The sequence below is a fragment of the Pseudomonas sp. RV120224-01b genome (assembly GCF_003208145.1).
Lineage (GTDB): Bacteria > Pseudomonadota > Gammaproteobacteria > Pseudomonadales > Pseudomonadaceae > Aquipseudomonas > Aquipseudomonas monteilii.
This window is the reverse complement of record NZ_QKMQ01000016.1, coordinates 1-26,952: the sequence shown is the minus strand read 5'-3', so window position 1 is coordinate 26,952 and position 26,952 is coordinate 1. Positions and strand designations below refer to the sequence as shown.

Here is a 26,952-nt window from a genome sequence, read left to right as displayed (position 1 = left end):
GCCTGCCGCAAGTGCCGCTGCCGCGTTGCATGTGACCCAGCCTGCACACTAACCAAGAACACCTCCATATCAAACGGCCTAGTCATACTCGCCCCCCAATGTAGGCAGCGACCACATCGATCCGACCGTGCCCCAACTCATAGCTGATTTGCCTTCGAGCCTCACGATCTAGGTTCCTATCTGCCTGGCAACATTGGCCGCCGTTGATAGGCGCGGGGTGTTGGGTGATTTGCTCATAGCGTTCACATGCGTACGCCGCTCGTAGCTCATGGAAGCCCTTGAGCTTGTGTGCATGCAGGACGTCCCGCGCTGGGCGGATGATTTCCTGCAGAACATTTCGATAACTTTCGTCTGGCGCAATCAGGTTGCGGCTATTCGCAGGCGACATCTGCCGTGCAAACCCAAGCGCGTCCTGAACATGGTGGTCCACCGCAATCCATCGTGGCGCTGAGGCGCCGGCGCGGCCGCCTTTGGTGCCATCCTGAATGTTAATTCTGCCTAGCTCGTTAGCCTCACGGCTTAGCCGTGGCAGGTCAGCCAAGATAGCCTCACGCAAGCGCATGCCGGTGGCTCGCGCCAACAGAACGATTGCAGCGGCCCGTTGCTGATGATTTCTGCAGAGCGCATTGACGATCTCTTTAACCTGGTCGCGTTCTTGGCCCTGCGGCACTGATTGGCGAATCCCGGTGCGCTGCATACCCAACGCCTTGCTCGGACTTGGCAACTTCACGTACTGATCACCGCGAAGCGCAGCCATGACCCTGTTAACGCTGGATAGCCGATTTTGTGCGGTGCTGACGGCGAGATCACCGCGCCTAACAATGTCGCGCAGATACGCCGCGTAGTCGGCCAATACCTTTCGATCAATCTGCCGCGCATCATTGATACCGGGACCCTGTTCGGAGCGGCACCACTTCACGAATGCCTGCCACCGATCACAGTGTGCCTTCACCGTGCCGTAGTGGCCGCCGCCGAACATGTCTCTCAACGCCTGTGGCCCTGCATAGCTCAGTTGCCTGCCGTAACCGAAATTTCGGCCATCGCGTCTACCCACCAATGCCATGTCGGTCACCTCATCTCTTGCTCTCCAGTCCTCGCCCCACGTCATCCCGCCAAGAATGCTGAGTGTTATCAGGGATCAAGGCCCCTGCGACCTGTGGGGGTGTCCTCTACGCGGGACTGGCGGCTCCTTACGACCGGGAGCACGGGCATCTCATGATCTGGCCTCCTGAACACCGTTACCGGTGGGCGGGTGGAGGCAGCACTGGCTGACGAGACCAGCGCATGAAGATCCTGAGCCATGTGCAAGCAGCAATACGATGACCGGGGCATACCTGACTGTCAGTCAGGTGCAGTCCATTCCCTGGTCTGCGGCACCATCATCTACATGGCTGTTGCTGGTGACATCGGCGTTTGTCACGCCGATTGTCACGAGGGGGAATGCCGCAAAGCCTTGTGCGATCAGGGCTGCAGCAGTGGTAGGAGCGCCCGTCTCTTTCCAGAAGAAAGAGACGGGCACAGGTTGGCGCAATATTCGGCCAAGCGGATAGGTTGCTGCAGGGCAGCGAGGTACGGTGTATCTGGCGCACGAGCGCTATATGTGTAAGAGCATCCATCACATGGGTAGTGACCGGGCGAGCTGCCGGATGCGAATCGCCCTTGGGGGAGAACCACCGCGGGAGCGGCGTGACCTTGAAGGCTCGGGTCACCTGGGGTGCTGTCAACGACAGCGTTTGCAACAACAGTTCTACGCCTGTGGATAATTTTGGTCAACGCCCCATTTCTCGTGGCCTCTGGGGCTGTGCATGAAATTATCCACCGGTGGAAATCAGTGGTATCCAAAGGATTTGTATCGACTTTTAGCTTTGCAAAGCGAGGTCCATCCAAACAGGGCGGCTTTGCAGCCCTGTTTGGATGGACCCGAATTAAAGAGCGGTCAGCGGTCTTCTCGAGGGTTCACCGACGATTGAATGCGCCACGCCCACTTGGCAAGGGGGTGATGTTTTCCCCAGATGGATGGGCAAACTCATGTGGAGTGACATGCCCCGATCTGTTGGCATCGATGTAATTGCTCCACCACGCCATGATCAGCCTGCGCTGTTCCAAAAATTCGGCCTTGTGGATATAGGCGGCGCGCACGCGATTGCGTTCCTTGTGGCTCATCTGCCGCTCAATAGCCGCGTCTGTCCACAGTCCTGACTCCAGCAAGGCGCTACAGGCCATGGTCCTGAATCCATGCCCGCATACTTCCTTTGATGTGTCGTAGCCAACGTTGCGCAGCACCTGGTTAACCGTGTTCTCCGACATTGGCTTCCAGTACTTGTGGTCACCGGGCAGCACCAGTTCGGAGAAGCGACTCAAGCCGCGCAGCCGTTCAAGGATCGCGATGACTTGGGGGGAGAGTGGCACCATCTGTATGTCTCCGCTCATCTTGGTGCCACGAGTGGAATTGCGCACGCCGTCGATTGGCTTACGGGTGTCCGGGATTTCCCACATCGCCCTTTGCAAGTCGAACTCATCCCAGCGCGCAAAGCGCAGTTCGCTGGAACGCACGAACACGTGCAGCGTCAGCAGCACAGCCAGTTTGGTTAGCTCACGGCCGTTGTAGTTGTCGATCCGGCTGAGTAGTTCGGGGAGGCGGTTGAGTGAGAGGGCAGGGCGGTGCACGGTACGCGGGGCATGAATCGACCCTGCCAGATCGAGCGCCGGATTCTGGCTGATATGCCGCGCCCGCTTCGCGCCCCGCATGATCGTGGAGAGATAGTTCTGCACGCGAAGGGCAACGTCCATGGTGCCGCGCTCTTTGATACGGAGGGTTACCTCAAGCAGATCATGAGTATCGAGTTCAGCAATGGGGCGTTGGCCTATCAGGGGGAAGACGTGGGTGCGCAACCGACTCATGACGGTCTTGGCGTGTCCCTCTGTCCAGCGCCGGGACATTTCGGCGTGCCACTCCAGGGCGACGGTTTCGAAAAGCAGGGAAGCTCGTTGAGCCGCTACCTTCGCTTTCTTCTTCTCTTCCATAGGGTCGAGGTTGTCGATCAACAGGGCCTTGGCTTCATCGCGCTTGGTCCTCGCGACGGCCAGCGAGATGATGGGGTAGTTGCCGATGATCAGCGTGCCTTCTTTGCCGCTGGGCTTGAAGTAGCGCAATCGCCACGTTTTCACGCCATTGGGTTTCACGAAGAGGTACATGCCGCCACCGTCGAATAGCTTGTAGGCACGTTCGCGAGGTTTCGCCGTACGGCATTTGAGGTCGCTGAGAGGAACGGCTAGACGTGGCATAAGGGTACGTTCTCCATGCAGGCAAGACGCTGTACCCTAAAAATACCCCCGGGGATGGGGTATTTTGTTGGATCCCGACGGAGGGTCCTGGAACGGAAAAACCCGCCAAAGGGCGGGTTTTAGGGGCTTCCAAGGCATTCGGTGGAATGCGATGGAGCTGGATATGGTGCCGGCACCAGGAATCGAACCCGGGACCTACTGATTACAAGTCAGTTGCTCTACCATCTGAGCTATACCGGCAATGGGGCGTCATTATAACGATCGTTTGGCGCCTGTAAACCACTTCGTTGCGAATGTTCGCAAAAGACCTAAGTCACCGGCCCAAAAGGAGAATTTTCCTACCAGCCACGGTGGATCGTGGTAACGCTCGGCTCGCTTTTGCCCGGGTTGAAGAACAGCTTGTCGTTGTCGCAGCCGCGCTTGCGGCAAGGGCTTTCGGTGCGCAGGGGCAGGCCGTTGTCGCCGCCCAGTTGCATGCCGGGGTGGTTCCAGCCCAGGTTGCTGTTGGCGTGGGGTGCGGTGCCGCTGGCGCAGCCGGTCAGGGCCAGGGCGAGGGTCAGCAAGGCGAGGGGTTTGGCTTGGGTCACGATGGTCAGGTCCGTTGGTCCACTGTCGGTTCTGGCGCAACGCCAGAAGGTCGCGGGGCTGGCGGGCAGCGCGCGACGTCACTTTTTAATGATTTGGGGGAGGGATCATACACGGTTGCGAGGTTGGGGTATTAGCCCTGTGTTGCCTGTCAGGGCCTTTTCGCGGGTGAGCCCGTTCCCGCAAGGGCCGCGTAAGCGGCTGCAATCTGTGTAGGGTAATTCTGAACCATGGGGCCAGGCGCTTCAGGGTTTGGCTGCTTAGGAAGTATCCTACGCGCGCCGCCGAAGTATCGCTGTTGTCGGGGAAGTGGCTCACGGATACCGTTTTCGGGTCGCTCTGGCGACCGGGTGTGAGAACCCGATTTTGAACGTATCGGCTGCGTAATGGCGACCGTGCGCGGGCAGACCTTGGTCTGGCCGGGCTTCCTATGTTCACTCGGTTTCTCACCTCGTGCACGGTTGCCGCCTTTGTTCCGTGAGAAAGAATGAACACGGCAACTCCTCTGAACTAGGGAGTTTGAAAATTGAAAACGATCGATACTGATTCCAGCAGCCCCAAGCCGATCACCACCGCAGGCGTGGAAACCTTCCTCGCAGCCGGTAACCCCTCCCTCAACCTGCTACGCGTAGAGCCCGGCATTCCGGTCGATGCGGCCTATGAGCATGTTTCGATCCTGATGGGCTACATCAAGCACCTGGTGCGCGAGGGCGATATGGAGGATGACCATAAATTCCTGGGGGCGGCTGATTACTTGTGCGATATGGCCAAGGCGCTGATGAACGATATCGAGATTGCCAAGAATAAATCGCATTGAAAATGTGAGATCGCCGAGGCCGCTTTGCGGCCCTTTCGCGACACAAGGCCGCTCCCACAGACACCTCTTGCGCTAACCACAAGAAATGTTTATGCACAAGTGGCATTGGCGACTTGCGCGAAAGGCATGCCGGATCAATACGCCGCCGGTCTTTGCGCAAACGCCTGTTTTTACTGGGCTTGACGCACAGGCAGGAATAAGCCAAGCGCTTGAAATAGCGTTGGGATCCAACAGGTAATCACAAGCTTGTTCACAGAGTTATCCACAGGTTGTGCTGCGGCTATCGGTCGCGTTCGGCAAGGATGAGCAGGTTGCGCGGGGTCAGCAGGTAGTCGCAGAACAAGCCGAGGCGCACCTCAAAGCCTTGTTCTTCGAGGAACAGGGCGCGATCGAGCACCAGCCACAACTCCAATGGCCGACGGAACAGGTTGCGCACGCGCTCCAGGTTGCGTACTTCGGCCAGGCGTTGCCAGCCGGCGGCTTCCAGAGCGGCCCAGTCCGGGTTGCCATTCAAGGGCAGTTGCTTGAGTTCGGCCAAGTCGCGGCAGTACTGCTCGAAGGGCTTTTCCAGCCAGGCTACCGGCAGCGACGGTGTTGGCAGGTAGTTATCGCGCTGGCGCTGCTGGCGTTGCAGCAGGTCGAAGCCCAGGCGGCGGGCCATCGAGGTATCGCGTTGGCGTCGCACCCGGGCGCCAGCAGTAACGGTTTCGCTCAGGGGCAGGCCCAGATCGTCCAGCGACAGCTGCAGGCCGGACGCTTGCGCGGCTGTGGATAACGGCTGGTATTGCTGCACTGCAATGCGGTTGTAGCAGCAGGGGGCTATCGCCAATTGCCGGCAACCTTGCTGGCTGGCCAGTTGCATCAGGTGTACATGCAGGTCGCCGCAGGCGTGCAGGGCAACCACGCTTTTGTCGCCAGCCAGGTGGCGGGCGCTGTCGCTGGCCATCACATCTTGATGTACGTGCTGTGCGGGCAAGTGATGATGGGTGCTCAGGCCCTGGCCGGCTGCGACCAGTTCGGCATCGTACTCCAGGCAGGTCAGTTGCTGGCCCGGTTGCAGCAGGCGGCGGCCAAGGTGGCCTTTGCCGGAGCACCAGTCCAGCCAGTGGCGGGGCTGGTCGTGGAAGGCCAGGTGGCTGGCGAAGGCTTCGATCTGCTGCCATTTGCGGCCGGGGACGGCGACGTCCAGGCGGTGGGCGGCGGGGGGCAGGTCGGTTGCCGGGAGGTGGCCGAGGGCGGCGAGCTGTTGGGCTTGCTGGGCCAGTTGCGGGAACGGGGCCGGCAAGGCGTCAGCGGGGCATTCGGTTTCGGCGTCGGCCAGCGAGCATTGGCGCAGGTGGGTGGCCAGCTCGGGGTGGGTGGTTTCCCAGTCCAGTTGCAGGGTGGTGAAGGGGCGGGGTTTCCACAGCTGTTGGTGCTCGACCAGGAACTGGTCGAGGGCCCGGAAGCGGGTGCTTAGGTGGTGGCTGTGGAGGTGGCTGGACATGGGTAGATGTATGTTGGTTTTCAGGGCCTCTTCGCGGGCAAGCCCGCGAAGCTGTCAGTGAGGTCTCAGCGACCCTGGCAGGCATCCACGCGCAACCAGCGCTCCAGCAGCTTGAAGCCTTGCACCAGCAGGAACGAGATCACCAGGTAGAACACGCCAGCAGCAAAGAAGATCTCCACCGGCAGGTAAGTACGGGCAATGATGGTGCGGGCCATGCCGGTCAGTTCCAGCAGGGTTACGGTACTGGCCAGGGCACTGGCCTTGAGCATCAGGATCACTTCGTTGCTGTACGCCGGCAGGCCGATGCGCGCAGCACGTGGCAGCATGATGTAGAACAGCGCCTTGCCACGCGACATGCCCAGCGCCCGTGCCGCCTCGATCTCACCTTTGGGGATCGATTGCAGCGCGCCACGCAAAATCTCGGCGATGTAGGCGGCGGTGTGCAGGGTCATGGTCAGCACCGTGCACCAGAACGGATCGCGCAGGTACGGCCACAGCGAGCTGGAGCGCACTGCATCGAACTGCGCCAGGCCGTAATAGACCAGGAACAGCTGCACCAGCAGCGGCGTGCCGCGGAAGAAGAAGATGTAGCTGAACGGCACGGCGCGCACATACCAGTGGCGCGAGGAGCGGGCGATGCCCAGCGGGATGGCCAGGATCAACCCGGCAACCACCGCAATGGCCACCAGCTCCAGGGTCAGGACCGCGCCCTCGGCCAGGCGTGGCAGCCATTTGAAGATGACTTCCCAATTCATTATTCGGCCCTCGCAAAGCCGCGAGCGGCGCGTTTTTCCATGAAGTGCATGCCGGTCATGGCGATGACGGTCAGGCTCAGGTAGATGCAGGCCGCGACCATGTAGAAGGTGAACGGCTCCTTGGTCACGGTCACGCCGATTTGTGCGTGGCGCATGATTTCTTCCAGGCCGATCACCGACACCAGTGCGGTGTCCTTCATCAGGATCATGAACAGGTTGCCAAGGCCGGGCAGGGCGATGCGCCACATCTGCGGCAGGATGATCCGCGACAGGATGCGGCCCTTGGACAGTCCCAGTGCCAGGCCCGCTTCACGGTGGCCCTTGGGGATTGCCAGGATGGCGCCACGGAACACTTCGGTGGCGTAGGCGCCGAAGCACAGGCCCAGGGCGATCACGCCCGCGGCAAAGGCACTGAGCTCAAGGCCCGGCATGTTCAGGGCCTCGCCGAGGGCGTTCATCAACCCGACGGTGCCGAAATAGATAAGCAGAACCCACAGCAGTTCGGGCACGCCACGAACCAGGGTCGAGTAGAAACCGCCAAGCCATTGCAACGGCTTGATCGGGGAGGTTTTGGCCAGGGCGCCGAGCAGGCCCAGCACCAGCCCCAGCAGCAAGGCGCAAAGCGCCAGTTTTACGGTCATCAGGGTGCCGGCCATCATGGCCGGACCGAATCCGTGCAGGTCGATATTCATGGGCAGGTCATATTAGGGACTGGCGCGCCGCAAGGGCGCGCCGGTCGGGGCGGGTCATTCGATGCTGAACGGGAAGTACTTGTCGTTGATCTTCTTGTACGTGCCGTCGGCCTTGATTTCGGCCAGGGCTTTGTTCAGGTCGTCGCGCAGCTTGGTGTCACCTTTGCGCACGGCAATGCCGATCTTGTCGCTGTCCATCACCGGCTCGCCCTTGAACTCGAAGTTCGAGCCGTCTTTGCTCTTCAGCCACTCGTACTGCACGTACTTGTCGGCCAGGATGCCGTCGATGCGGCCGGACACGAGGTCCAGGTAGGCGTTTTCCTGGGTGTCGTACAGCTTGATGTCGACGCCTTTGAAGTTGTCTTCCAGGTAGGTACCGGCCAGGGTTGCGCGCTGGGTGCCGATGACCTTGCCCTTCAACGACTCTTTGTCAGTCTTGAAGTCGACGTTTTTCGGCGCAATGAACTGCAGCTTGTTGGAGTAGTACGGCTCGGTGAAGTCGACGGCCTGTTTGCGCTCGTCGGTGATCGACAGCGACGACACCAGGAAGTCGAACTTCTTGGCGTTCAGGGCCGGGATGATGCCGTCCCAGTCGGAGGTGACGACCGAGCACTCGACTTTCATCTTGGCGCACAGGGCGTCGCCGATGTCTTTGTCGAAGCCGACCACGTTACCGCTGGCGTCCTTGTTGTTGAACGGTGGGTAGGCGGCTTCGATGCCCATGCGCAGTTTTTCTGCGGCCATGGCGTTTGCCGACATCACCAGCGTGGCAGCAGCTGCCAGGAGGAACTTCTTGTAAGTGTGCATGTATTGCTCCGTTAGCGGTGGCTGGACATGAATTGCTTGCAACGCGCCGAGGTCGGGTTTTCGAAGACCTGTTGCGGCGATCCCTGCTCTTCTACCAGGCCCTGGTGCAGGAAGACGACTTCACTGGACACATGGCGGGCAAAGCTCATCTCGTGCGTTACCAGCAGCATGGTACGGCCTTCTTCGGCCAGTGCGCGGATAACGTTAAGCACTTCCTGGACCATTTCCGGATCGAGTGCCGAGGTTGGCTCGTCGAACAGGATGACCTTGGGCTTCATGGCCAGGGTACGGGCAATGGCGGCGCGCTGTTGCTGGCCACCGGAAAGCTGGGCGGGGTAGCTGTGGCGTTTGTCGTAGATGCCCACCTTGTTCAGCAGGGCTTCGGCGGCTTCGATGGCCTCGGCCTTGCTTTGGCCGAGCACGCGGCGTGGCGCCTCGATGATGTTGTCGAGGATCGACATGTGCGGCCACAGGTTGAAGTTCTGGAAGACAAAGCCGATTTCGCTGCGCAGGCGGTTGATCTGGCGGTTGTCGGCTGCGATCAGGTCGCCGTTCTTGGCGGCCTTGAGCTTGAGGGCTTCGCCGGCAACCAGGATTTCGCCCTGGTGCGGGTTTTCGAGCAGGTTGATGCAGCGCAGCAGGGTGGACTTGCCGGAGCCGGACGACCCCAGGATGGAGATCACGTCACCGTCGCGAGCGGTCAGCGAAATACCCTTGAGAATTTCCTGCTCGCCGTAGCGTTTGTGCAGATTGCGGATTTCCAGCGCGGGCGTGGCCTGAGCCATGTGCGGTCCTCATGTGTTCGGGTGCGTTCCCAGCTGTTGGCGGCCTTCCTGGCGTGCGCCAAGCTAGCATAGCGGCATTATGACGGCCAACAGGGTCGCCGGGGACTGTGGGCACTGGTGGGGCAGTTTGTCGCATCGCTACAGCGTAACGTCGCGCAGATGTCCGCGAAGGTGTCGCCCAGCACCAGAGCCTTGATGAAAAAAGGCGCGATGGTGCCAGCTTTGGCCCGCTCATGGAAGCGGTTTTGGCCCATTGAAGGGGTAAACCCGACCTTTAGGTCAAACGTTTGCAGTGGATGCAGGTTTACCCGCGAATGCGTCAGGCGCTTTTGAGGTTGTACCCATAGGTTGCACTTTTTCGCATTGCAGTGGTGCACAGGTGTTACCGGGGAGCACCTTTGGTGCGTTTGTAAGTGGGTATTTCAGTAATCCGATGATTTGGCGCCCTTTCGGTCAAGGTGTGGCCGAAAGCCCTCCAAACCTTGTCCTAAAAGGCCTGCAGAAGTTTCTGACGAATGCATTCAGCACATGGCCTGCTTATTGCCAGTAGGAAACCGCCGATTGCAGCGACGCCTAGGTCAACCCTTGGCGCGCTCCGTACCCGCAGTCGGAGTGGTCCACTCCTTACAAAGGTAGTTTCAATGAGCGGTAACAATTCCAATGACCTCGCTCAGGGGCTCAAACAACGGCATGTCACCATGCTGTCCATCGCTGGCGTCATCGGTGCCGGCCTGTTCGTAGGCTCTGGCCACGCCATCGCAGCGGCCGGCCCGGCCGTGCTGCTGGCTTACGCTGCTGCCGGTACGCTGGTCGTGCTGGTGATGCGCATGCTGGGTGAAATGGCGGTCGCTTCGCCAGACACCGGTTCGTTCTCTACATACGCCGACCGCGCCATCGGGCGTTGGGCCGGTTTCACCATTGGCTGGCTGTACTGGTGGTTCTGGGTGCTGGTGATTCCGCTGGAGGCCAACGCTGCCGCCGCCATCCTGCACGCCTGGTTCCCTGCGGTCGACCTGTGGGCGTTCTCCCTCATCATTACCCTGGCGCTGACCTTGACCAACCTGTGCAGCGTGAAGAACTACGGCGAGTTCGAGTTCTGGTTCGCCCTGCTCAAGGTGTTGGCAATCATCGGCTTCATCGCCGTGGGTTGCGCTGCCATGTTCGGCTTCGTGCCAAGCAGCCAGGTGAGCGGTGCCAGCCACCTGTTCGATACCCAAGGCTTCATGCCCAACGGCCTGGGCGCAGTGCTGGCAGCCATGCTGACCACCATGTTCTCGTTCATGGGTACTGAAATCGTCACCATCGCTGCTGCCGAGTCGAAGGACCCGGGCAAGCAGATCAGCCGCGCCACCAACTCGGTGATCTGGCGTATCTGCCTGTTCTACCTGGTGTCGATCTTCCTGGTGGTGGCCCTGGTGCCATGGAACGACCCGGCCCTGGCCGAGACCGGTTCCTACCAGACCGTGCTGAGCCGCATCGGCGTGCCGAATGCCAAGCTGATCGTCGACATCGTCGTGCTGATTGCCGTGACCAGCTGCCTGAACTCGGCGCTGTACACCTCTTCGCGCATGCTGTTCTCGCTGAGCAAGCGTGGTGACGCCCCGGCCATTGCCCAGCGCACCACCAAGTCGGCGACCCCGCATGTGGCGGTATTGCTGTCCACTGCAGCGGCGTTCCTCTGTGTGTTCGCCAACTTCGTGGCACCGGCTCAGGTGTTCGAGTTCCTGCTGGCCAGCTCGGGCGCCATTGCGCTGCTGGTGTACCTGGTGATTGCCGTGTCGCAACTGCGCATGCGTGCCCAGCGTGAAGCCCGCGGCGAGAAGATTACCTTCAAGATGTGGCTGTTCCCGGGCCTGACCTGGGCGACCATTGCCTTCATCATTGCCATTCTGGTGGTGATGGCGCTGCGTGAAGACCACCGTGCGGAGATCATCGCGACTGCACTGCTGAGCATTGGTGTGGTGGCGGCTGGCCTGCTGGTGCACCGCAAGCGTGAAGCTGCCGGGCGGGTAGCGCTGGATAACTGATCCGCGCTCGCAATGAAAAGGCCGCGCCTTGTGAAGGGTGCGGCCTTTTTTGTTGCCTGTACCGGCCCTATCGCCGGCAAGCCAGCTCCCACAGGAAGCGTGCTGCCCTCAGGCCTGTGATGAACCTGTGGGAGCTGGCTTGCCGGCGATAGGGCCCGGGCAGGTTACACAGCCCGATCAGCCAAACTGCTTCTGCTGTTGCTGCTGCTTTGCCACCAGTTCGGAAGCGGCAATGTAGGCCTCCTGGAACTCATCGCTCTCCAGCCAGGCCATGGTCGCCTCTTCGTCGGCACCATCCAGCCATTTGCGGTAGGCGTTGAACACCAGCACGATGTAGTCGGTGGCGTGTTCTTCCTTGTGCCCCTTGAGCACCAGGGCCAGCAGCGGGTCTACCAGGAACACCGAAATCATCGGTACCAGGCCGCCCTCCTGGGCTTCCTTCATCTTGTTGAACATGGCGTCGTAGCTGCCCGATTCCATGGCCTTGTTGTACACCTGCTCGACACTGGCGCTGTCACCGGCACTGGCCTTGACCGCCTGGCCGCTGCGTACCATGCGGTTCTGCTTGGCCTTGCTGGCGGCGCGCTTGGCGCGTTTCTGTTGCTTGGTAGGGGTGGCCATGGGGCTGGAGTCCTTGGGTGGCGCTGGAAAAGTGCGTATTGAATCGCAGATGGCAGTGAAACCCAAGCAGCATTGGCGGGTCTGAGTCAGGCTGCCGGACATTCGGCATTCACACACAGGACATTCACGGATGAAAGCACCCCTCTTGCTCGGCCTGCTGGCCGTCGCCCTGGCCGGCTGTGGCAACATCGCCGCAGTCAAATCCTTCAACACACCTTATGGCTCGCCCAGCGCCGGCGACACTGCACGCCTGCGGGTGATTGCTGATGGCATGGTGCGCGCGGTACCGGAAAAGGACTGCGTGGACTGGTACAGCCCAGGCGCTGGCGTGATTGCGGTGCCCACCAAAGGCTTTGCCGACCGTAATGGTGAAACCCTGAACATGCCGGCCGGTGCGCCTGCCCAAGCGGGTGACGCAGTCAGCGAAGTGCTGGTGCCTGCCGGCAAGCCGTTCACCCTGCATTTTCTCGATGGTGGCCGCCCGGCGGGTTACAACAGCGTGCAGAACTGCCTGGGCATGTTCTCGTTCGTGCCGGAAAAAGGCGCGGACTACGAACTGGTCGTGCACGGCTACAGCGCGTGCGGCGGTACGCTCAAGCGTTTGGATAAAACGGAGGAAGTGGCCAGGCGCAAGGCTGACTATTGCAGCGCCATCGCCAATTTTTAGGCTGGGCAGGCGGGCGGGGATAAAAATCACAGACAACAAAAAACCCGCACTGGGCGGGTTTTTTGTTGTCGCTTCGGGTAACTTTGCAACCACCAGAAGCTTGAAGGTGGTGCCCAGAGACGGAGTCGAACCGCCGACACGAGGATTTTCAATCCTCTGCTCTACCGACTGAGCTATCTGGGCGACGAGGTGAATTAAATAGATTTCCGGACCGCTCGTCAACGACTTTTTGAAAAAATTTTAAATTAATTCCGTCGCTTACGATTTTTGGGGTCATTCGGCCGGTGGAACGTAGCCTTCCGCCTGCGCGTATTCTTCGCCGGCGAAAAACTTGTCCATCTCGGCCTGGAGGAATTTGCGGTCTTCGGCATTCATCATGTTCAGGCGCTTTTCGTTGATCAGCATGGTCTGGTGCTTCTGCCAGTCGGCCCAAGCCTTCTGCGAGATGTGTTCGAAGATGTCCTGGCCCTTGGCGCCTGGGTAGGGCGGGCGTTCCAGGCCTGGCAGTTCTTCTTGGTACTTGCGGCACATCACGGTGCGGGTCATCGGGCGTCTCCTGCAATCAGTTCGTCGGCCGCGCGTTTAAGCAGCTTTTTCACCGGGGCGGCAAGGCCCAGGCGCGGCGGGGTGGCGAGGTTATACCAGAGCCAGTCGGCCTCGGCCATGTGCTGGCCGACCGGGTCGACGCGCACCAGCCAGGGCTCGATGGCCAGCTGAAAGTGGCTGAAGGTGTGGGTCAGGCTGTCCATGGCACGGCTGTCAGCCAGGCGCAGGCCGTGCTGGTAGGCCAGGTCATCGAGCTGGGCGATGTCGTCCAGTTCCGGCAGGCTCCACAACCCTCCCCACAGCCCACTGGATGGGCGGCGGTAAAGCAGGATGGCGCCTTCGTGGTTGGCCAGCAGTGGCATCAGCGTACGCCGCTGCGGCAGCGCCTTGCGCGGCTTGGGTTCGGGGTAGCGGGTTTCTTCACCGTGCAGGTGCGCTTCGCAGCCACGCTGCAGCGGGCAGATCAGGCAGCTGGGCTTGCTGCGCGTGCACAGCGTGGCGCCCATGTCCATCATCGCCTGGGTGTAGTGGTTGGCGCGCTGCTGCGGGGTAAAGCGCTCGGCCGTGGCCCACAGCTGGTTGGCCACCTTGGGTTCGCCGGGGTAGCCCGCCTGGGCGGTGTAGCGGGCCAGTACGCGCTTGACGTTGCCGTCCAGAATCGGCGCACGAATGCCCATGCTGATGCTGGCGATGGCACCTGCGGTGGAGCGGCCGATGCCGGGCAGCTCGGTGAGCTGCTCGACACTGCGTGGGAATTCGCCGCCATGTTGCTCGACGACGATCCTGGCGGCCTTTTGCAGGTTGCGTGCACGGGTGTAATAGCCCAGCCCCGTCCACAGGTGCAGCACTTCGTCCTCCGGCGCTTCGGCCAGGGCCTGCACGGTCGGCAGGGCCTGCATGAAGCGGTCGAAGTAGTTGAGCACGGTGCTGACCTGGGTCTGCTGCAGCATGATTTCCGACACCCACACCCGGTACGGGGTGATGCCCTGTTGCCAGGGCAGGTCGTGCCGGCCGTGCTCGTCATACCAATCCAGCACAGCGCTGGAGAACTGCTCGGGGCTCATCGCTTGAACAGCCCCTTGAGCGCGTCTTTCACTTCCGGGCTCACTTTGTCTCCAAGTTTTTCATCAAGCTTTTCGTCAATCTTGTCTTTCAGGCGGTTGCCGGCCAGCTTGGCAGCGACCTTGCCCAGGCCGTTCTGGTCCAGACGGCAGGCCTTGGCACCAAGTTCCAGCGGGCCACGGCAGCGCAGCGGCACTTCAACGCCAACGTAACGCTCGTTGACTTGGCAGGCTGGGTCCGGCATGGCGCGTTGGTCGCCTTCGACGATCACGCCCACGTTGTAGTCCATGCCCAGCACACGCAGGTCGAGGTCGCCGTTACCGTTCACGGTCAGGCCTGGGATGCGTGCCTTGAGGTCGGGGTTGCTGGCGACGCCATTGCGCACTACCAGGCTACCGCGCAGCTCCTGGAACGGGGTGTCCTTGCCGCGTGGCTCGCCGCTCAGGGTCTTGCGGTTGAGCGTGGCGATAGCCTGGCACAGCTGCTGCTCCAGGTTGGCGTTGACCAGCACGCCATCGTTGATGGTGAAGTTTGCGCTGCCGTTGAGGGTGTCGACCAGTGCCTTCTGGCTGTTGCCGGTGGCGGTCAGATCACTGGTCAGGGTCAGCAGGCCTTTCACAGGGGGTGCCTGCTCCTTGCCTTCGGTCTTGATGAAGTGCTCCACCGGCACCCGTTGGATGTTGGTGTTCACACCCAGTTGCGGGACGGCAGGGCGTACGTCGACCGTGCCCTTGGCTTCGAAGGTGCCGTTGTACAGCTCGCCGCGCAGGGTTTGCAGGGTCAGCAGGCCGCCCTGGCCGATGGCTTTGAGCTGGGCGTCTTCGATCGGCAGTTTGTCCAGGGTCAGCGAACCGAAGGCCAGATCGGCCTGCAGGTCCAGGGCACGCAGGCGGTCGACGGGCAGCAACTTGTCGTCGCTCCAGGCCACTTGGGTCGGGGCATTTGGCAGTGGCGTGGTGCCCGCACCGGCCACGGCGCTGGCCTCTTGCTGCTTGACCTCGGCCTGGCGTGCAGCGGTGGTGCCCTTGGCTTCTTCGCTCTTGGCGGGGAAGTAGCGGTCGGCGTCAAAGGCATCGCCCTTGAGCTGCAGGCGCAGGGCCTGCTTGGCGAAGTCTTCCACGGCCACGCGGCCGCTGAAGGTGCTGTCGTCCAGCTTCACGGCCAGGTCTTCCAGCGCCAGGCTGTTGGGCGTGCCCTGCAGGCGGGTGACCAGCTCCAGCTTGGCGAAGGCCGCCGGGTCGTTGGTAGCCGGCAGCGGGCGGCCAATGCTGTCGAGGAAGGTGCGCAGGTTGAACTGGGCGATGGACAGGCCGCCGCTCAGTTGTGGCGCCTTGTCCAGGTCACGCAGGTTCAGCTCGCCCAAGGCACGTAGCTGGTTGGCCGAGACTTTCAGGCCGTTCCAGGAGGCGACATTGGCAGCCAGGTCGACCAGCAGCTGGCCTTGGGCGGCGAATGTCACGGTCTTGCCACCGGTGGGTTCACCCGAGGTTTCGCCCGACAGGCGCATGTCTTCGAAGTTGTAGCGCTTGAGCTTGCGGTCGAAGCGCAGCTCGCCGGCCAGTTCGGTGCGGGCTTTGATGTTCGGCTCGCTGGCGCTGATGAAGGCGCTGGCCTTGAGCGGAATGTTGGCGCCTTCGTGGACCGGGCCCGTGCTTAGCTGGATGCTTTCGGCGCTGTAGCTTTGGCCGGTCTTGGCATCGGTGTACTGCACGCGGGCGTTGTTCACGGTCAGGCTGTCGATGTCCAGTTTGACGGCACGCTCGTTGCCTTCGGCAGGTGCCGGCTTCTGTTCAGCGGGTGCCTGAACGGAGGCATTGGCCTGCGCATCGGCAGGGGTGCCGTTTTGCGCGGGCAGTGGTTTGCCGATGTCTTCCCAGTTGCCGTGGCCGTGTTCGTCACGGGCCAGGGTCAGGTTCAGGCCCTCGACGCGTACGTCGCTCATCTGCACTTCGCGGCGCAGCAGCGGCAGCACACGCACGGACAGGCCGAGCATTTGCAGGTCGGCGAACGGTTCCTTGGGTTTGGCCAGGGTGGCAATGCTGGCCTCATGCAGCTCCAGGCCTAGCCACGGGAACAGGCTCCAGCCGATATCCCCGTCGAGTGTCAGTTCGACGTTAGCCTTGTCGCGCGCCAGCTGGCGAATCTCGTCTTTGTAGTCGTTGGGATCAAAGAGGTGGGTCAGGGCAAAGCCCAGCGCCACGATGATCAGCAGCAACCCGAGAAGCCCCAGTCCCAGGATTTTGCCGAACGCTTTCATGGGCGAGTCCTTGTAGTCCGTTAGTGAAATTCAGGCGGCAGAGTATAACGCCGCAGTGGTTGTCCCTGCGTATTCGACCAGAGATACAGGGCATTTCTTACGCTTGCAGCAGATGGTACGGCTTTCCACAAGCAAACATGACCGTTTCAGCCGGGCAAGAATTAACGATATCAGACTGCTTTCGCGCTACTTGGCTCTGCTACCCTTGCGCCGCTTTGCGAGCACCTCCCTATAAAAAGGATCAGATCCATGACCAGTACCGTCGCAACCGGCTCTGTGGCCAGTGCGCCTGGCTTCCTGTCGAAGGAACGCATCATCGCCCGCCCGGGCTTCAACCGCTGGTTGGTCCCGCCAGCCGCCCTGGCCATTCACCTGTGCATTGGCATGGCCTATGGTTTCTCGGTGTTCTGGCTGCCCCTTTCGCAAGCCCTCGGCATCACCGCGCCTGTCGTCTGTGCAGCGGACATGGGCTTCATGGCCCGTATGTTCAGCGCCGAATGCGACTGGCCGATCTCGATGCTGAGTTGGGTTTACACCCTGTTCTTTGTTTTTCTGGGTTGCTCGGCGGCCGTGCTGGGCGGCTGGCTGGAGCACGCCGGCCCGCGCAAGGCCGGCCTGGTCTCGGCGCTGTGCTGGTGCGGCGGCATGCTGATCTCGGCCATTGGCGTGAAAACCCACCAGCTGTGGCTGATGTGGCTGGGCTCCGGTGTAATTGGCGGTATCGGCCTGGGGCTGGGCTATATCTCGCCCGTGTCGACGCTGATCAAATGGTTCCCTGACAAACGCGGCATGGCCACCGGCATGGCGATCATGGGCTTCGGCGGCGGTGCCATGGTGGGTGCACCACTGGCCACTGCGCTGATGGGGCACTTTGGCAATGAGCACGAAGTGGGCGTATGGCAGAGCTTCGTCGCCATGGCGGCGATCTACTTTGTATTCATGACCGCTGGCGCCCTGGCGTACCGCGTGCCGCCGACTGGCTGGAAGCCCGAAGGCTGGGTCGCTCCGGCCAAAAAAGCTGGCAATGCCATGGTCACCGACCGCCATGTGCACGTCAGTGTGGCCTGGAAAACCCCGCAATTCGCCTTGATCTGGCTGGTTCTGTGCCTGAACGTGTCGGCGGGCATCGGTATTCTCGGCATGGCATCGCCACTGCTGCAGGAAGTGTTCGCGGGCAAATTGCTGGGCAACGAGCTGACTTTCAGTGAGCTGAATGCGGCTCAGTTGGCGCAGATTGCCGCGATTGCTGCCGGCTTTACCGGCCTGTTGAGCCTGTTCAACATCGGTGGGCGGTTCTTCTGGGCGTCGTTCTCCGACTACATCGGCCGCAAGAACACCTACTTCGCCTTCTTCGCCCTGGGTGTGGGCCTGTACAGCCTGGTGCCGAACATGGGGCACCTGGGTAACGTTGCGCTGTTCGTGGCGGCGTTCTGCATCATCCTTTCAATGTACGGCGGTGGTTTTGCCACGGTACCGGCCTACCTGGCCGACCTGTTCGGTACGCAGATGGTCGGCGCCATTCATGGTCGCCTGCTGACCGCCTGGGCGGCGGCAGGGGTGTTGGGGCCTGTGTTGATCACCTACCTGCGCGAATACCAACTGGCGGCAGGGGTTGAGCGTGCGGCGGCCTACGACATGACCCTGTACATCCTCGCCGGCCTGCTGGTACTGGGCTTTATCTGCAACATGCTGGTGCGGCCGGTGGCCGACAAGCACTTCATGAGCGATGCCGAACTGGCGGCCGAGCGAGCGTTGAGCCATGACAAAGGGGCCGACGGTGCGCGTTCGCTGGAGTGGAAAGCGGCACCGGGCAGCCTGCCGCTGGTGCTGCTGGCCTGGGCGGTGGTGGTTGTGCCGTTGGCCTGGGGGGTGTGGGTAACCTTGCAGAAGACTGCGGCGTTGTTCCATTGATGTGATCCTGCAATGGCCAATGGGGGCGCTATGCGCCCCTTTCGCGACACGAGGCCGCTCCTATAGGAGAGCGCATGCTTTCAATACCAGGTTGTATAGACTTGTAGCGGTATCCAGACCCCGTAATTCCTCGTTTTGCCATATGTCATCCGCGTTTCAAGCTGGCGCGTTCTGGGCCTATAATGGAGCCCTTTTCGCCCAATGATTTTGCGGAGCTGGTGATGGTCGAACGTAAGGCTTCCGTCGAGCGCAATACCCTGGAAACCCAGGTCAAGTGCTCGATCAACCTCGATGGCAGTGGCAAGGCCCGATTCGATATCGGCGTGCCTTTCCTTGAACACATGCTGGACCAGATCGCCCGCCATGGGCTGATCGATCTGGATATCGAGTGCAAGGGTGACACGCATATCGACGATCACCATACCGTCGAAGACGTCGGTATCACCCTGGGCATGGCATTCGCCCAGGCCATCGGTGACAAGAAAGGCATCTTCCGCTACGGCCACGCCTACGTGCCGCTGGACGAAGCACTGTCGCGCGTGGTCATCGACTTCTCCGGCCGCCCAGGCCTGCAGATGCACGTACCTTACACCCGTGCCAGCGTCGGCGGCTTCGATGTCGACCTGTTCCAGGAGTTCTTCCAGGGCTTCGTCAACCACGCCCTGGTCACCCTGCACATCGACAACCTGCGTGGTCACAACACCCACCACCAGATCGAAACCGTGTTCAAGGCTTTCGGCCGCGCCCTGCGCATGGCCGTCACCCTCGACGAGCGCATGGCCGGGCAAATGCCGTCGACCAAAGGGTGCCTGTAAATGCAGACGGTAGCCGTAATCGACTATGGCATGGGCAACCTGCACTCGGTGGCCAAGGCGCTTGAGCACGTCGGCGCCGGCAAGGTGCTGGTCACCAGCGACGCTGCGGTCATCCGTGAAGCTGACCGTGTGGTGTTCCCGGGTGTAGGCGCGATCCGCGACTGCATGGCCGAAATCCGCCGCCTGGGCTTCGACAGCCTGGTGCGCGAAGTGAGCCAGGACCGTCCGTTCCTCGGTATCTGCGTTGGCATGCAGGCACTGCTTGAGCACAGCGAAGAGAACGACGGTGTCGACTGCATCGGCCTGTTCCCCGGCCAGGTGCGCTTCTTCGGCAAAGACCTGAAAGAAGACGGCGAGCACCTGAAGGTGCCGCACATGGGCTGGAACGAAGTGGGCCAGACCATCGACCACCCGCTGTGGCACGACATCCCCGACCGCGCGCGCTTCTACTTCGTGCACAGCTACTACATCAATGCCGGCAAACCGGGCCAGGTGGTCGGTCGCGGCCATTACGGTGTCGATTTCGCCGCTGCGCTGGCCGATGGCTCGCGCTTTGCCGTGCAGTTCCACCCGGAGAAGAGCCATACCCATGGTCTGCAGTTGCTGCAGAACTTCGTCGCCTGGGACGGGCGCTGGTAAATGAGCAGGTCGAAGACCAAGGCCCCGGTCATTACCCTGGCCCCCGAGCAGGAGCGCGACGCACTCGACACCCTCAAGCGCTTCCTCGAAGACCGTTTCGAGCTGGAGCTGGGGTCGTTTGAGGTGGCCGAGGTCCTTGAGCTGTTCAGCAAAGAAATTGCACCCCATTACTACAACAGGGCGATTGCCGATGTTCAGCTGCACCTCAAGGAGCGGTTCGAGAGCATCGAAAGTGATCTGTGGGCGCTCGAGAAGCCCTGAAACCCTAAGAACAGACAGGTTCCCAAGATGCTGATTATCCCCGCTATCGATCTGAAGGACGGTGCCTGCGTGCGCCTGCGCCAGGGCCGCATGGAAGACTCCACGGTATTTTCCGACGACCCGGTAAGCATGGCCGCCAAGTGGGTCGAGGGTGGCTGCCGCCGCCTGCACCTGGTCGACCTTAACGGCGCTTTCGAAGGCCAGCCGGTCAACGGTGAAGTGGTCACCGCCATCGCCAAGCGCTACCCGACCCTGCCGATCCAGATCGGCGGCGGCATCCGCTCGCTGGAAACCATCGAGCACTACGTCAAGGCTGGCGTCAGCTACGTCATCATCGGCACCAAGGCGGTCAAAGAGCCTGAGTTCGTGGCCGAAGCGTGCAAGGCCTTCCCGGGCAAGGTCATTGTTGGCCTGGATGCCAAAGACGGCTTCGTTGCCACCGATGGCTGGGCCGAAGTCAGCGCGGTTCAGGTTATCGACCTGGCCAAGCGTTTCGAGGCGGATGGCGTGTCGTCGATCGTCTACACCGACATCGCCAAGGACGGGATGATGCAGGGCTGCAACGTGCCGTTCACCAAGGCCCTGGCTGAAGCCACCCGCATTCCGGTAATCGCCTCGGGCGGCATCCACAACCTGGGCGACATCAAGGCCCTGCTGGACGCCAAGGCCCCGGGCATCATCGGCGCCATTACCGGCCGTGCCATCTACGAAGGCACCCTCGATGTCGCCGAGGCCCAGGCCTTCTGCGACAACTACCAAGGCTGAGGACTGAACCATGGCACTGGCCAAGCGCATCATCCCTTGCCTGGACGTGGACAACGGCCGAGTGGTCAAGGGCGTCAAGTTCGAGAACATCCGTGATGCCGGCGACCCGGTGGAAATCGCCCGTCGCTACGACGAGCAGGGTGCCGACGAAATCACCTTCCTCGACATCACCGCCAGCGTCGATGGCCGCGACACCACCCTGCATACCGTCGAGCGCATGGCCAGCCAGGTGTTCATCCCGCTGACCGTGGGCGGTGGCGTGCGCACCGTGCAGGACATCCGCAACCTGCTCAATGCCGGTGCCGACAAGGTATCGATCAACACGGCGGCGGTGTTCAACCCGGAGTTTGTGGGCGAGGCGGCGGACCGTTTCGGTTCGCAGTGCATCGTTGTCGCCATCGATGCCAAGAAGGTGTCCGGGCCGGGTGAAGCACCGCGCTGGGAAATCTTCACCCACGGTGGGCGCAAGCCGACCGGGCTGGATGCAGTCGAGTGGGCGAAGAAGATGGAAGGCCTGGGGGCTGGCGAGATTTTGCTGACCAGCATGGACCAGGACGGCATGAAGAACGGCTTTGACCTGGGCGTTACCCGTGCCATCAGCGATGCGCTGGGTATTCCGGTGATTGCTTCGGGTGGTGTGGGTAACCTGCAGCACTTGGCTGACGGTATTCTGGAAGGGCATGCCAGTGCGGTGCTGGCGGCCAGTATCTTCCACTTTGGTGAGTACACGGTGCCGGAGGCCAAGGCTTATATGGCTTCGCGCGGCATCGTCGTTCGCTGACAGATTGATTGGGGCTGCTTTGCAGCCCATCGCGGATAAATCCGCTCCTACAGGGACCGCGCAGGCCCAGTACCATGCGCGATCCCTGTAGGAGCGGATTTATCCGCGATGGGCCGCAAAGCGGCCCCAATTGCTTCAACCGTGGTTCTTGCCTAGCAGAGCGTGATACAACTCGGTATCCCCAAGAATCCCCACCACCCGGTCGTTATCCTGCAACACCAGCTTGTTGCCAGTCTGATAACGAATCTGCAGCGCCTCGCGCATGCCAATATCGGCGTGCACCACCGTCGGCCTGCGCTCCAGCAGCTCCACATCCTGTCCCGGTGCCCAGTTCTGCATGTCCAGCCCGTTCTGGCCCTGGCGTGCACGCTTCAGCGCGCCGCCTTCGCCCAGGTCCAGCCATGAATCGATACCCGGGTCCAGGCACACCGAACCATTGACCCGTTTGCAGTTGTCCAGGCTGCGCATCAGGCTGCGACCGCACAGCACGTTCAGCGGGTTGGTGTGGGCAACGAAGGTACGCACGTACTCGTCGGCCGGGTTGAGCACGATTTCTTCCGGCTTGCTGTACTGGATGATCCGCCCGTCTTTCATGATGGCGATGCGGGTACCCAGCTTCAGGGCTTCGTCCAGGTCGTGGCTGACGAACACGATGGTCTTGCTCAGCTTGGCTTGCAGGCCCAGCAGCTCATCCTGCAGGCCCTGGCGGATCAGCGGGTCGAGGGCCGAGAACGGTTCGTCCATCAGCAGGATGTCGGCATCCATCGCCAGCGCCCGGGCCAGGCCCACGCGCTGCTGCATGCCGCCAGACAACTCGTCCGGCTTCTTGTTGCGCCACTGGGTCAGGCCCACCAGCTCAAGCTTTTCGTCGACCAGCTTGCGCCGTTCCTTCTCCGGGCGGCCCTGCATTTCCAGGCCAAAGCTGATGTTCTCGCGCACCGTCAGCCAGGGCATCAGGGCGAATTTCTGGAACACCATGGCAATGCGCTTGGTGCGCATCATCTTCAGCTCGGCCGGGGTGCAGTGGGCAATGTCGATGTGCTTGCCTTCGTGCTCGACGAAGAGCTTGCCGCGGCTGACGGTGTTCAGGCCGTTGATGCAGCGCAGCAGGCTCGACTTGCCCGAACCGGACAGGCCCATCAGCACGCAGATCTCACCCTTGTTGATGTCCAGGTTGGCCTTTTCGACGCCCACCACCAGGCCGGTCTGCTTGAGGATCTGCTCGCGGGTCTTGCCTTGGTCCAGCAGCGACAGCGCCTCGCGCGGCTTGTTGGAGAAAATGACGTCGACGTCTTCGAAACGAATGATGCTCATGCCTCACCCCTTACCGGCAGTTCCGGTTGCTTGCAGATACGGTCGAGCATGATCGCCAGCAGCACGATCGCCAGGCCCGCTTCGAAGCCCAGGGAGATATCGGCGGTGTTCAGTGCGTTGACCACAGGTTTGCCCAAGCCGTCCGCGCCGACCAGGGCGGCAATGACCACCATCGACAGCGACAGCATGATGCACTGGGTGACGCCGGCGGCGATGCTTGGCATGGCGTGCGGCAGTTCGATACGGGTAAGCAGCTGGCGGCGCGAGCAGCCGAACGCTTTACCCGCGTCCATCAGCTCTTGCGGCACGTCGCAGATGCCCAGGTAGGTCAGGCGAATAGGCGCGGCGATGGCGAACACCACGGTAGAGATCAACCCCGGCACCACACCCAGGCCGAACAGGGTCAGGGTAGGGATCAGGTACACGAAGGTCGGCACCGTCTGCATCAGGTCCAGCACCGGGCGCATGGCGGTATAGAACATCGGTTTGTGCGCGGCAAGGATGCCCAGCGGCACGCCGATCACCACGCACACCACCGTGGCGAACGTGACTTGCGCCAGGGTTTCCATGGTTTCCTGCCAGTAACCCAGGTTGAGGATCAGCAGGAACGACAGGGCAACGAACACGGTCAGCGCCCATTTGCGCTGGATCAGGTGCGCCAGGGCGGCGAACAGGGCGATGAGTACGAATGGGTTGAACCAGGTCAGGGCACTGGTGACCCCATGGATCATGAATTCCAGGCCTTGGGCGATAGCATCGAAATAGTTGGCGCCGTTCTGGGTCAACCACTCGACAAATGAGGCGATGTACTGCCCCAGGGGTATTTTCTGATCGATAAGCATGATAGCGAGCTTCCACCTGCATAGATTGAAATCAACCCGGGGCAGGCACGGTCCTGCCCCGAGGTAGCGCTATTGCGTAGTACGTTATTGCGCGAGCTTGGCCTTGGCTGCCTCAAGGCCCGGTTTGCCATCCACGGTGGTCACGCCGGCCAGCCAGGCATCCAGCTTGCCTGGGTTGTCCTTGAGCCATTTCTTGGCGGCGGCCTCGGGTTTCATCTTGTCGTCCAGGACATAGCCCATCATGGTGCTTTCATCCTTGAGCTCGAACGACAGGTTCTTCAACAGCTGGCCGACGTTGCTGCACTCCTGCGCATAGCCCTTGCGGGTGTTGGTCAACACGGTCGCCTTGCCGAAGTCGGGGCCGAAGAACTCGTCCCCGCCGGTCAGGTACTGCATCTTGAAGCGGGTGTTCATCGGGTGCGGTTCCCAGCCCAGGAACACCAGCGCCTCGCCGCGTTTCTGCGCGCGGTCGACCTGCGACAGCATGCCGGCCTCGCTCGATTGCACGATCTTGAAACCGGCGTCCTTCAGGCCGAAGGCGTTCTTGTCGATCATGCTCTGGATGGTGCGGTTGCCATCGTTACCGGGCTCGATGCCGTAGATCTTGCCGTCCAGTTCCTTCTTGAACTTGGGAATGTCGCTGAAATCCTTCAGCCCCTTGTCGTACAGCGCCTGGGGTACCGCCAGGGTGTACTTGGCGTTTTCCAGGTTGGCGCGCACGGTTTCTACCGTGCCAGCGTCGCGGTACTGCTTGATGTCGTTCTCCATGGTCGGCATCCAGTTGCCGAGAAACACGTCCAGGTCCTTGCCGGTGGCCAGCGACTTGTAGGTCACCGGTACCGAGATCATGGTGGTGTGGGTCTTGTAACCCAGTGCTTCAAGCACAACGCTGGTGGTGGCGGTCGTGACCGTGATGTCGGTCCAGCCGACATCGGAGAAACGTACCGTCTGGCACTGCTCGGGCTCGGCGGCCTGGGCCAGCAACGGCGCGGACAGCAACGCAACCAGCAACAGCGAGGGTGAACCTTTCATGGATGGACTCCTGTGATTTTGTCTTCGGGTTCGCGTGGGTCGCCGGGCTTTCTCAGGGTCCGGTCGACCAGGCCTGCAGAGGGCAGGATGCGTGGCCGTGCTTTACGAGTCGCTTTCGATAATCCTCCAGCGCCGGGCAATCGCCTACTGGTGGGGTCGTAACCAGTACGGAACGGGTCGTATCCAGTATGGGCGATGTCGCTTATGGATTTTTCCACCCCCTCAGCCGCATTTTTACGTCACCAGGCCGCCGGAAAACGGCGAGGTGAGCGCTGCTCTCCCTGTAAAAAACGCGCGGCGCTGCTGGACAAAAGTACGTCGGTTGCAGACGGCGAGGGGGGCGGTAAAAGCCCGATGATGCTGGCATTCAAGGCGGCCCGCTGTTTGAGCCTAGCAGCTGCCCCGCCCTGCGCATGGCGCGCAGAGACAAGCCCAGCAAGAGGTGATTCGACAATGGCCATCAGCGTGTTCGACCTGTTCAAGATCGGTGTCGGGCCTTCCAGCTCCCACACCGTCGGCCCCATGCGTGCTGGCGCCCTGTTCGTCCAGGGGCTGCGCGAACGCGGCGAGCTGGAGCGTGTTAAACGGATCGAAGTGCGCCTGTACGGCTCGCTGTCGGCCACCGGTATCGGTCATGGCACCGACAACGCCACCATCATGGGCCTGATGGGCGAATGGCCTGACGCCATCGACCCTACCCAGATCGTGCCGCGAATCGCCGACCTGCGTGAAACCAACACCCTGCAGCTGGATAGCCGCCTGCCCATCGAGTTTGTCTGGGCTCGCGACATGCTGCTGCTGGACGAGAACCTGCCGTACCACCCCAACGCCATGACCTTGATTGCCGAAGGCGAGCAGGGCGAGCTGCACCGCGATACCTATTACTCGGTGGGTGGCGGCTTCGTGGTCGATGCCGCCCAGGCCGCCAGTGGCGTGCTGGACGCCGACCAGACGGTGCTGCCGTACGATTTCAACAGCGCCGCCGAGCTGCTGCGCCTGTGCAAGCAAAACGACCTCAGCGTGTCGCAATTGATGATGGCCAACGAGAAGGTCTGGCGCAGCGAGGAAGAGATCCGCGCCGGCCTGCACAAGCTCTGGGAAGCCATGCAGGAATGCGTCAACAATGGCCTTAAATACGAAGGTACGCTGCCCGGCGGGCTGAACGTGCGCCGCCGCGCCGCGAAGCTGCACCGCAGCCTGCAGGAAGTCGGCAAGCCCAATGTGATCGGCTCGACCATGAGCGCCATGGAGTGGGTCAACCTGTTCGCGCTGGCGGTCAATGAAGAAAACGCCGCCGGCGGGCGCATGGTCACCGCGCCTACCAATGGCGCGGCCGGCATTATCCCGGCGGTGTTGCATTACTACATGCGCTTCAGCGACGCGGTAAACGAGTCCAACGTGGTGGAGTACTTCCTCGCGGCGGCCGCTGTGGGCATCTTGTGCAAGAAGAACGCGTCGATTTCGGGTGCCGAAGTGGGTTGCCAGGGCGAGGTTGGCTCCGCTTGCGCCATGGCCGCTGCTGGCTTGGCCGAAGTGCTTGGCGCCACCCCGCCACAGGTGGAAAACGCCGCTGAAATCGCCCTGGAGCACAACCTTGGCCTGACCTGCGACCCGGTCGGCGGGTTGGTACAGGTGCCGTGCATCGAGCGCAATGCGATTGCGGCAGTAAAGGCCATCAACGCAGTGCAGATGGCCCTGCGCGGTGACGGCGAACACTTCATCTCCCTCGACCAGGTGATCCGCACCATGCGCGACACCGGCGCCGACATGCACGACAAGTACAAAGAGACCTCGCGCGGTGGCCTGGCGGTCAGCGCTATCGAATGCTGATTGCCTGATCCGACTTCAAGGGCCTCTTCGCGGGCACGCCCGCTCCCACAGGAATTGCACAGATCCTGGACTGCCCCCAAGAAGTTGGACACCAATCCAACCCTTGGGGGATTTATGGGCAAATACTCAGAGCAGTTCAAGCTCACGGCGATCACGGCCTATCTGGAAGGCAGCAACGGCTTTCGCAAAGTGGCCCGACACTTGGGCATCGATTTCAGTTTGCTTCGGCGCTGGGTTGCCAGTTACCGATCCACCGCCAGCCTCAGTCCCCGCCCACATGGCCAGCGCTACACTGAGGACTTCAAACGGCAGGTACTCAAGCACATGCTTGAGCATCGACTCTCGCTGCGCCAAACAGCAGCGCACTTTG

The 26,952-nt window shown here is 61.5% G+C and carries 26 protein-coding genes and 2 tRNA genes; 11 read left to right on the top strand and 17 right to left on the bottom strand.

The genetic code is table 11. The features are described 5' to 3' along the window. Positions 1 to 82 precede the first annotated feature (82 nt). The 4 genes from N436_RS21495 to N436_RS21475 form a co-directional block, all read right to left on the bottom strand. On the bottom strand, positions 83 to 1,063 hold the full coding sequence (locus N436_RS21495) for an integrase domain-containing protein (RefSeq protein ID WP_110741943.1): 981 nt from the start codon (positions 1,061 to 1,063) through the stop codon (positions 83 to 85). Between the two features lie 893 nt (positions 1,064 to 1,956). Then, positions 1,957 to 3,285: an integrase arm-type DNA-binding domain-containing protein gene (locus N436_RS21485; protein WP_110741896.1), complete on the bottom strand. Its 1,329-nt coding sequence runs from the start codon at positions 3,283 to 3,285 to the stop codon at positions 1,957 to 1,959. A 164-nt stretch (positions 3,286 to 3,449) separates the two neighbouring features. Continuing rightward, a tRNA-Thr gene (locus N436_RS21480) sits at positions 3,450 to 3,525 on the bottom strand. Positions 3,526 to 3,623: 98 nt separating this feature from the next. After that, the gene (locus N436_RS21475; RefSeq protein ID WP_016714488.1) at positions 3,624 to 3,872 is read right to left on the bottom strand and encodes a hypothetical protein; all 249 of its coding nucleotides are present in this window, start codon (positions 3,870 to 3,872) and stop codon (positions 3,624 to 3,626) included. Between the two features lie 524 nt (positions 3,873 to 4,396). Between N436_RS21475 and N436_RS21470 the strand changes: the two genes are divergently transcribed. After that, entirely contained in the window at positions 4,397 to 4,687 is a 291-nt protein-coding gene (locus N436_RS21470) for a DUF3077 domain-containing protein (RefSeq protein WP_105947367.1), read from the top strand. Between the two features lie 280 nt (positions 4,688 to 4,967). Here N436_RS21470 and N436_RS21465 read toward each other — a convergent pair whose 3' ends face one another. From N436_RS21465 to N436_RS21445, 5 genes are all read right to left on the bottom strand, one after another. Next, positions 4,968 to 6,173 carry a methyltransferase gene (locus tag N436_RS21465; protein WP_110741895.1) on the bottom strand — a complete coding sequence of 402 codons (1,206 nt, stop codon included), beginning with the start codon at positions 6,171 to 6,173 and terminating at the stop codon, positions 4,968 to 4,970. A gap of 65 nt (positions 6,174 to 6,238) precedes the next feature. Further along, positions 6,239 to 6,928, bottom strand: a complete 690-nt coding sequence (locus N436_RS21460) for an ABC transporter permease (protein WP_016497592.1) — start codon at positions 6,926 to 6,928, stop codon at positions 6,239 to 6,241. Further along, positions 6,928 to 7,620: an ABC transporter permease gene (locus tag N436_RS21455; protein WP_105947365.1), complete on the bottom strand. Its 693-nt coding sequence runs from the start codon at positions 7,618 to 7,620 to the stop codon at positions 6,928 to 6,930. Before N436_RS21455 ends, N436_RS21460 begins: the two co-directional genes overlap by 1 nt. A gap of 54 nt (positions 7,621 to 7,674) precedes the next feature. Then, complete coding sequence (locus N436_RS21450) at positions 7,675 to 8,427, bottom strand: ABC transporter substrate-binding protein (protein ID WP_011953233.1); 753 nt, start codon at positions 8,425 to 8,427, stop codon at positions 7,675 to 7,677. 11 nt (positions 8,428 to 8,438) lie between these two features. Next, entirely contained in the window at positions 8,439 to 9,212 is a 774-nt protein-coding gene (locus N436_RS21445) for an ABC transporter ATP-binding protein (protein WP_003255746.1), read from the bottom strand. 641 nt (positions 9,213 to 9,853) lie between these two features. On the opposite strand from N436_RS21445, the gene gabP reads away from it, so the two are divergent. After that, positions 9,854 to 11,239 carry a GABA permease gene (gene gabP / locus N436_RS21435; RefSeq protein ID WP_060499161.1) on the top strand — a complete coding sequence of 462 codons (1,386 nt, stop codon included), beginning with the start codon at positions 9,854 to 9,856 and terminating at the stop codon, positions 11,237 to 11,239. A 177-nt stretch (positions 11,240 to 11,416) separates the two neighbouring features. Here the strand turns inward: gabP and N436_RS21430 are convergent, their stop codons facing one another. After that, positions 11,417 to 11,860, bottom strand: a complete 444-nt coding sequence (locus tag N436_RS21430; protein ID WP_012270086.1) for a hypothetical protein — start codon at positions 11,858 to 11,860, stop codon at positions 11,417 to 11,419. A 130-nt stretch (positions 11,861 to 11,990) separates the two neighbouring features. On the opposite strand from N436_RS21430, the gene N436_RS21425 reads away from it, so the two are divergent. Beyond that, the gene (locus tag N436_RS21425) at positions 11,991 to 12,527 is read left to right on the top strand and encodes a hypothetical protein (protein WP_110741894.1); all 537 of its coding nucleotides are present in this window, start codon (positions 11,991 to 11,993) and stop codon (positions 12,525 to 12,527) included. Between the two features lie 107 nt (positions 12,528 to 12,634). Here N436_RS21425 and N436_RS21420 read toward each other — a convergent pair. The 4 genes from N436_RS21420 to N436_RS21405 form a co-directional block, all read right to left on the bottom strand. Further along, positions 12,635 to 12,710 (bottom strand) — tRNA-Phe (locus N436_RS21420). A gap of 90 nt (positions 12,711 to 12,800) precedes the next feature. Further along, entirely contained in the window at positions 12,801 to 13,073 is a 273-nt protein-coding gene (locus N436_RS21415; RefSeq protein ID WP_003255742.1) for an oxidative damage protection protein, read from the bottom strand. Further along, positions 13,070 to 14,137 (bottom strand): A/G-specific adenine glycosylase, encoded by a 1,068-nt coding sequence (mutY, locus tag N436_RS21410; protein ID WP_110741893.1) that lies wholly within the window; start codon positions 14,135 to 14,137, stop codon positions 13,070 to 13,072. The genes N436_RS21415 and mutY overlap by 4 nt, the downstream gene beginning before the upstream one ends. Further along, complete coding sequence (locus N436_RS21405) at positions 14,134 to 16,392, bottom strand: AsmA family protein (protein WP_110741892.1); 2,259 nt, start codon at positions 16,390 to 16,392, stop codon at positions 14,134 to 14,136. The genes mutY and N436_RS21405 overlap by 4 nt, the downstream gene beginning before the upstream one ends. Positions 16,393 to 16,641: 249 nt before the next feature. Between N436_RS21405 and N436_RS21400 the strand changes: the two genes are divergently transcribed. The 6 genes from N436_RS21400 to hisF all read left to right on the top strand — a co-directional run bounded on the left by N436_RS21400 (position 16,642) and on the right by hisF (position 21,564). After that, positions 16,642 to 18,303, top strand: a complete 1,662-nt coding sequence (locus tag N436_RS21400; protein ID WP_105947361.1) for an OFA family MFS transporter — start codon at positions 16,642 to 16,644, stop codon at positions 18,301 to 18,303. Positions 18,304 to 18,524: 221 nt separating this feature from the next. Next, complete coding sequence (hisB, locus tag N436_RS21395) at positions 18,525 to 19,118, top strand: imidazoleglycerol-phosphate dehydratase HisB (protein WP_009682881.1); 594 nt, start codon at positions 18,525 to 18,527, stop codon at positions 19,116 to 19,118. Beyond that, the gene (hisH, locus tag N436_RS21390) at positions 19,119 to 19,757 is read left to right on the top strand and encodes an imidazole glycerol phosphate synthase subunit HisH (protein ID WP_016714499.1); all 639 of its coding nucleotides are present in this window, start codon (positions 19,119 to 19,121) and stop codon (positions 19,755 to 19,757) included. Beyond that, the gene (locus N436_RS21385) at positions 19,758 to 20,018 is read left to right on the top strand and encodes a DUF2164 domain-containing protein (RefSeq protein ID WP_050703409.1); all 261 of its coding nucleotides are present in this window, start codon (positions 19,758 to 19,760) and stop codon (positions 20,016 to 20,018) included. 27 nt (positions 20,019 to 20,045) lie between these two features. Then, the gene (gene hisA / locus N436_RS21380) at positions 20,046 to 20,783 is read left to right on the top strand and encodes a 1-(5-phosphoribosyl)-5-[(5-phosphoribosylamino)methylideneamino]imidazole-4-carboxamide isomerase (RefSeq protein ID WP_016714501.1); all 738 of its coding nucleotides are present in this window, start codon (positions 20,046 to 20,048) and stop codon (positions 20,781 to 20,783) included. Between the two features lie 10 nt (positions 20,784 to 20,793). Next, positions 20,794 to 21,564 (top strand): imidazole glycerol phosphate synthase subunit HisF, encoded by a 771-nt coding sequence (gene hisF, locus N436_RS21375; RefSeq protein WP_003255729.1) that lies wholly within the window; start codon positions 20,794 to 20,796, stop codon positions 21,562 to 21,564. Between the two features lie 135 nt (positions 21,565 to 21,699). Here the strand turns inward: hisF and choV are convergent, their stop codons facing one another. From choV to N436_RS21360, 3 genes are all read right to left on the bottom strand, one after another. Further along, complete coding sequence (gene choV / locus N436_RS21370; RefSeq protein ID WP_019471303.1) at positions 21,700 to 22,878, bottom strand: choline ABC transporter ATP-binding protein; 1,179 nt, start codon at positions 22,876 to 22,878, stop codon at positions 21,700 to 21,702. Continuing rightward, complete coding sequence (choW, locus tag N436_RS21365; protein WP_174244689.1) at positions 22,875 to 23,723, bottom strand: choline ABC transporter permease subunit; 849 nt, start codon at positions 23,721 to 23,723, stop codon at positions 22,875 to 22,877. Before choW ends, choV begins: the two co-directional genes overlap by 4 nt. Positions 23,724 to 23,804: 81 nt before the next feature. Then, positions 23,805 to 24,752, bottom strand: a complete 948-nt coding sequence (locus N436_RS21360; protein ID WP_105947359.1) for a choline ABC transporter substrate-binding protein — start codon at positions 24,750 to 24,752, stop codon at positions 23,805 to 23,807. A gap of 453 nt (positions 24,753 to 25,205) precedes the next feature. On the opposite strand from N436_RS21360, the gene N436_RS21355 reads away from it, so the two are divergent. Both N436_RS21355 and N436_RS21350 read left to right on the top strand, forming a co-directional pair. Further along, the gene (locus tag N436_RS21355) at positions 25,206 to 26,582 is read left to right on the top strand and encodes an L-serine ammonia-lyase (RefSeq protein WP_016714505.1); all 1,377 of its coding nucleotides are present in this window, start codon (positions 25,206 to 25,208) and stop codon (positions 26,580 to 26,582) included. 114 nt (positions 26,583 to 26,696) lie between these two features. Then, positions 26,697 to 26,952, top strand: a 256-nt coding sequence (locus N436_RS21350) for a transposase (protein ID WP_256590006.1), incomplete at its 3' end; no start/stop codon positions are given.

Coding starts and splice junctions, on each gene's coding strand:
- N436_RS21485 (WP_110741896.1), bottom strand. CDS start 3,285: ATGCCACGTCTAGCCGTTCCTCTCAGCGACCTCAAATGCCGTACGGCG.
- hisF (WP_003255729.1), top strand. CDS start 20,794: ATGGCACTGGCCAAGCGCATCATCCCTTGCCTGGACGTGGACAACGGC.
- N436_RS21385 (WP_050703409.1), top strand. CDS start 19,758: ATGAGCAGGTCGAAGACCAAGGCCCCGGTCATTACCCTGGCCCCCGAG.
- choV (WP_019471303.1), bottom strand. CDS start 22,878: ATGAGCATCATTCGTTTCGAAGACGTCGACGTCATTTTCTCCAACAAG.
- N436_RS21415 (WP_003255742.1), bottom strand. CDS start 13,073: ATGACCCGCACCGTGATGTGCCGCAAGTACCAAGAAGAACTGCCAGGC.
- N436_RS21405 (WP_110741892.1), bottom strand. CDS start 16,392: ATGAAAGCGTTCGGCAAAATCCTGGGACTGGGGCTTCTCGGGTTGCTG.
- N436_RS21455 (WP_105947365.1), bottom strand. CDS start 7,620: ATGAATATCGACCTGCACGGATTCGGTCCGGCCATGATGGCCGGCACC.
- N436_RS21400 (WP_105947361.1), top strand. CDS start 16,642: ATGACCAGTACCGTCGCAACCGGCTCTGTGGCCAGTGCGCCTGGCTTC.
- N436_RS21460 (WP_016497592.1), bottom strand. CDS start 6,928: ATGAATTGGGAAGTCATCTTCAAATGGCTGCCACGCCTGGCCGAGGGC.
- N436_RS21495 (WP_110741943.1), bottom strand. CDS start 1,063: ATGGCATTGGTGGGTAGACGCGATGGCCGAAATTTCGGTTACGGCAGG.
- hisB (WP_009682881.1), top strand. CDS start 18,525: ATGGTCGAACGTAAGGCTTCCGTCGAGCGCAATACCCTGGAAACCCAG.
- N436_RS21465 (WP_110741895.1), bottom strand. CDS start 6,173: ATGTCCAGCCACCTCCACAGCCACCACCTAAGCACCCGCTTCCGGGCC.
- N436_RS21360 (WP_105947359.1), bottom strand. CDS start 24,752: ATGAAAGGTTCACCCTCGCTGTTGCTGGTTGCGTTGCTGTCCGCGCCG.
- N436_RS21425 (WP_110741894.1), top strand. CDS start 11,991: ATGAAAGCACCCCTCTTGCTCGGCCTGCTGGCCGTCGCCCTGGCCGGC.
- hisA (WP_016714501.1), top strand. CDS start 20,046: ATGCTGATTATCCCCGCTATCGATCTGAAGGACGGTGCCTGCGTGCGC.
- N436_RS21450 (WP_011953233.1), bottom strand. CDS start 8,427: ATGCACACTTACAAGAAGTTCCTCCTGGCAGCTGCTGCCACGCTGGTG.
- N436_RS21355 (WP_016714505.1), top strand. CDS start 25,206: ATGGCCATCAGCGTGTTCGACCTGTTCAAGATCGGTGTCGGGCCTTCC.
- mutY (WP_110741893.1), bottom strand. CDS start 14,137: ATGAGCCCCGAGCAGTTCTCCAGCGCTGTGCTGGATTGGTATGACGAG.
- hisH (WP_016714499.1), top strand. CDS start 19,119: ATGCAGACGGTAGCCGTAATCGACTATGGCATGGGCAACCTGCACTCG.
- gabP (WP_060499161.1), top strand. CDS start 9,854: ATGAGCGGTAACAATTCCAATGACCTCGCTCAGGGGCTCAAACAACGG.
- N436_RS21430 (WP_012270086.1), bottom strand. CDS start 11,860: ATGGCCACCCCTACCAAGCAACAGAAACGCGCCAAGCGCGCCGCCAGC.
- N436_RS21445 (WP_003255746.1), bottom strand. CDS start 9,212: ATGGCTCAGGCCACGCCCGCGCTGGAAATCCGCAATCTGCACAAACGC.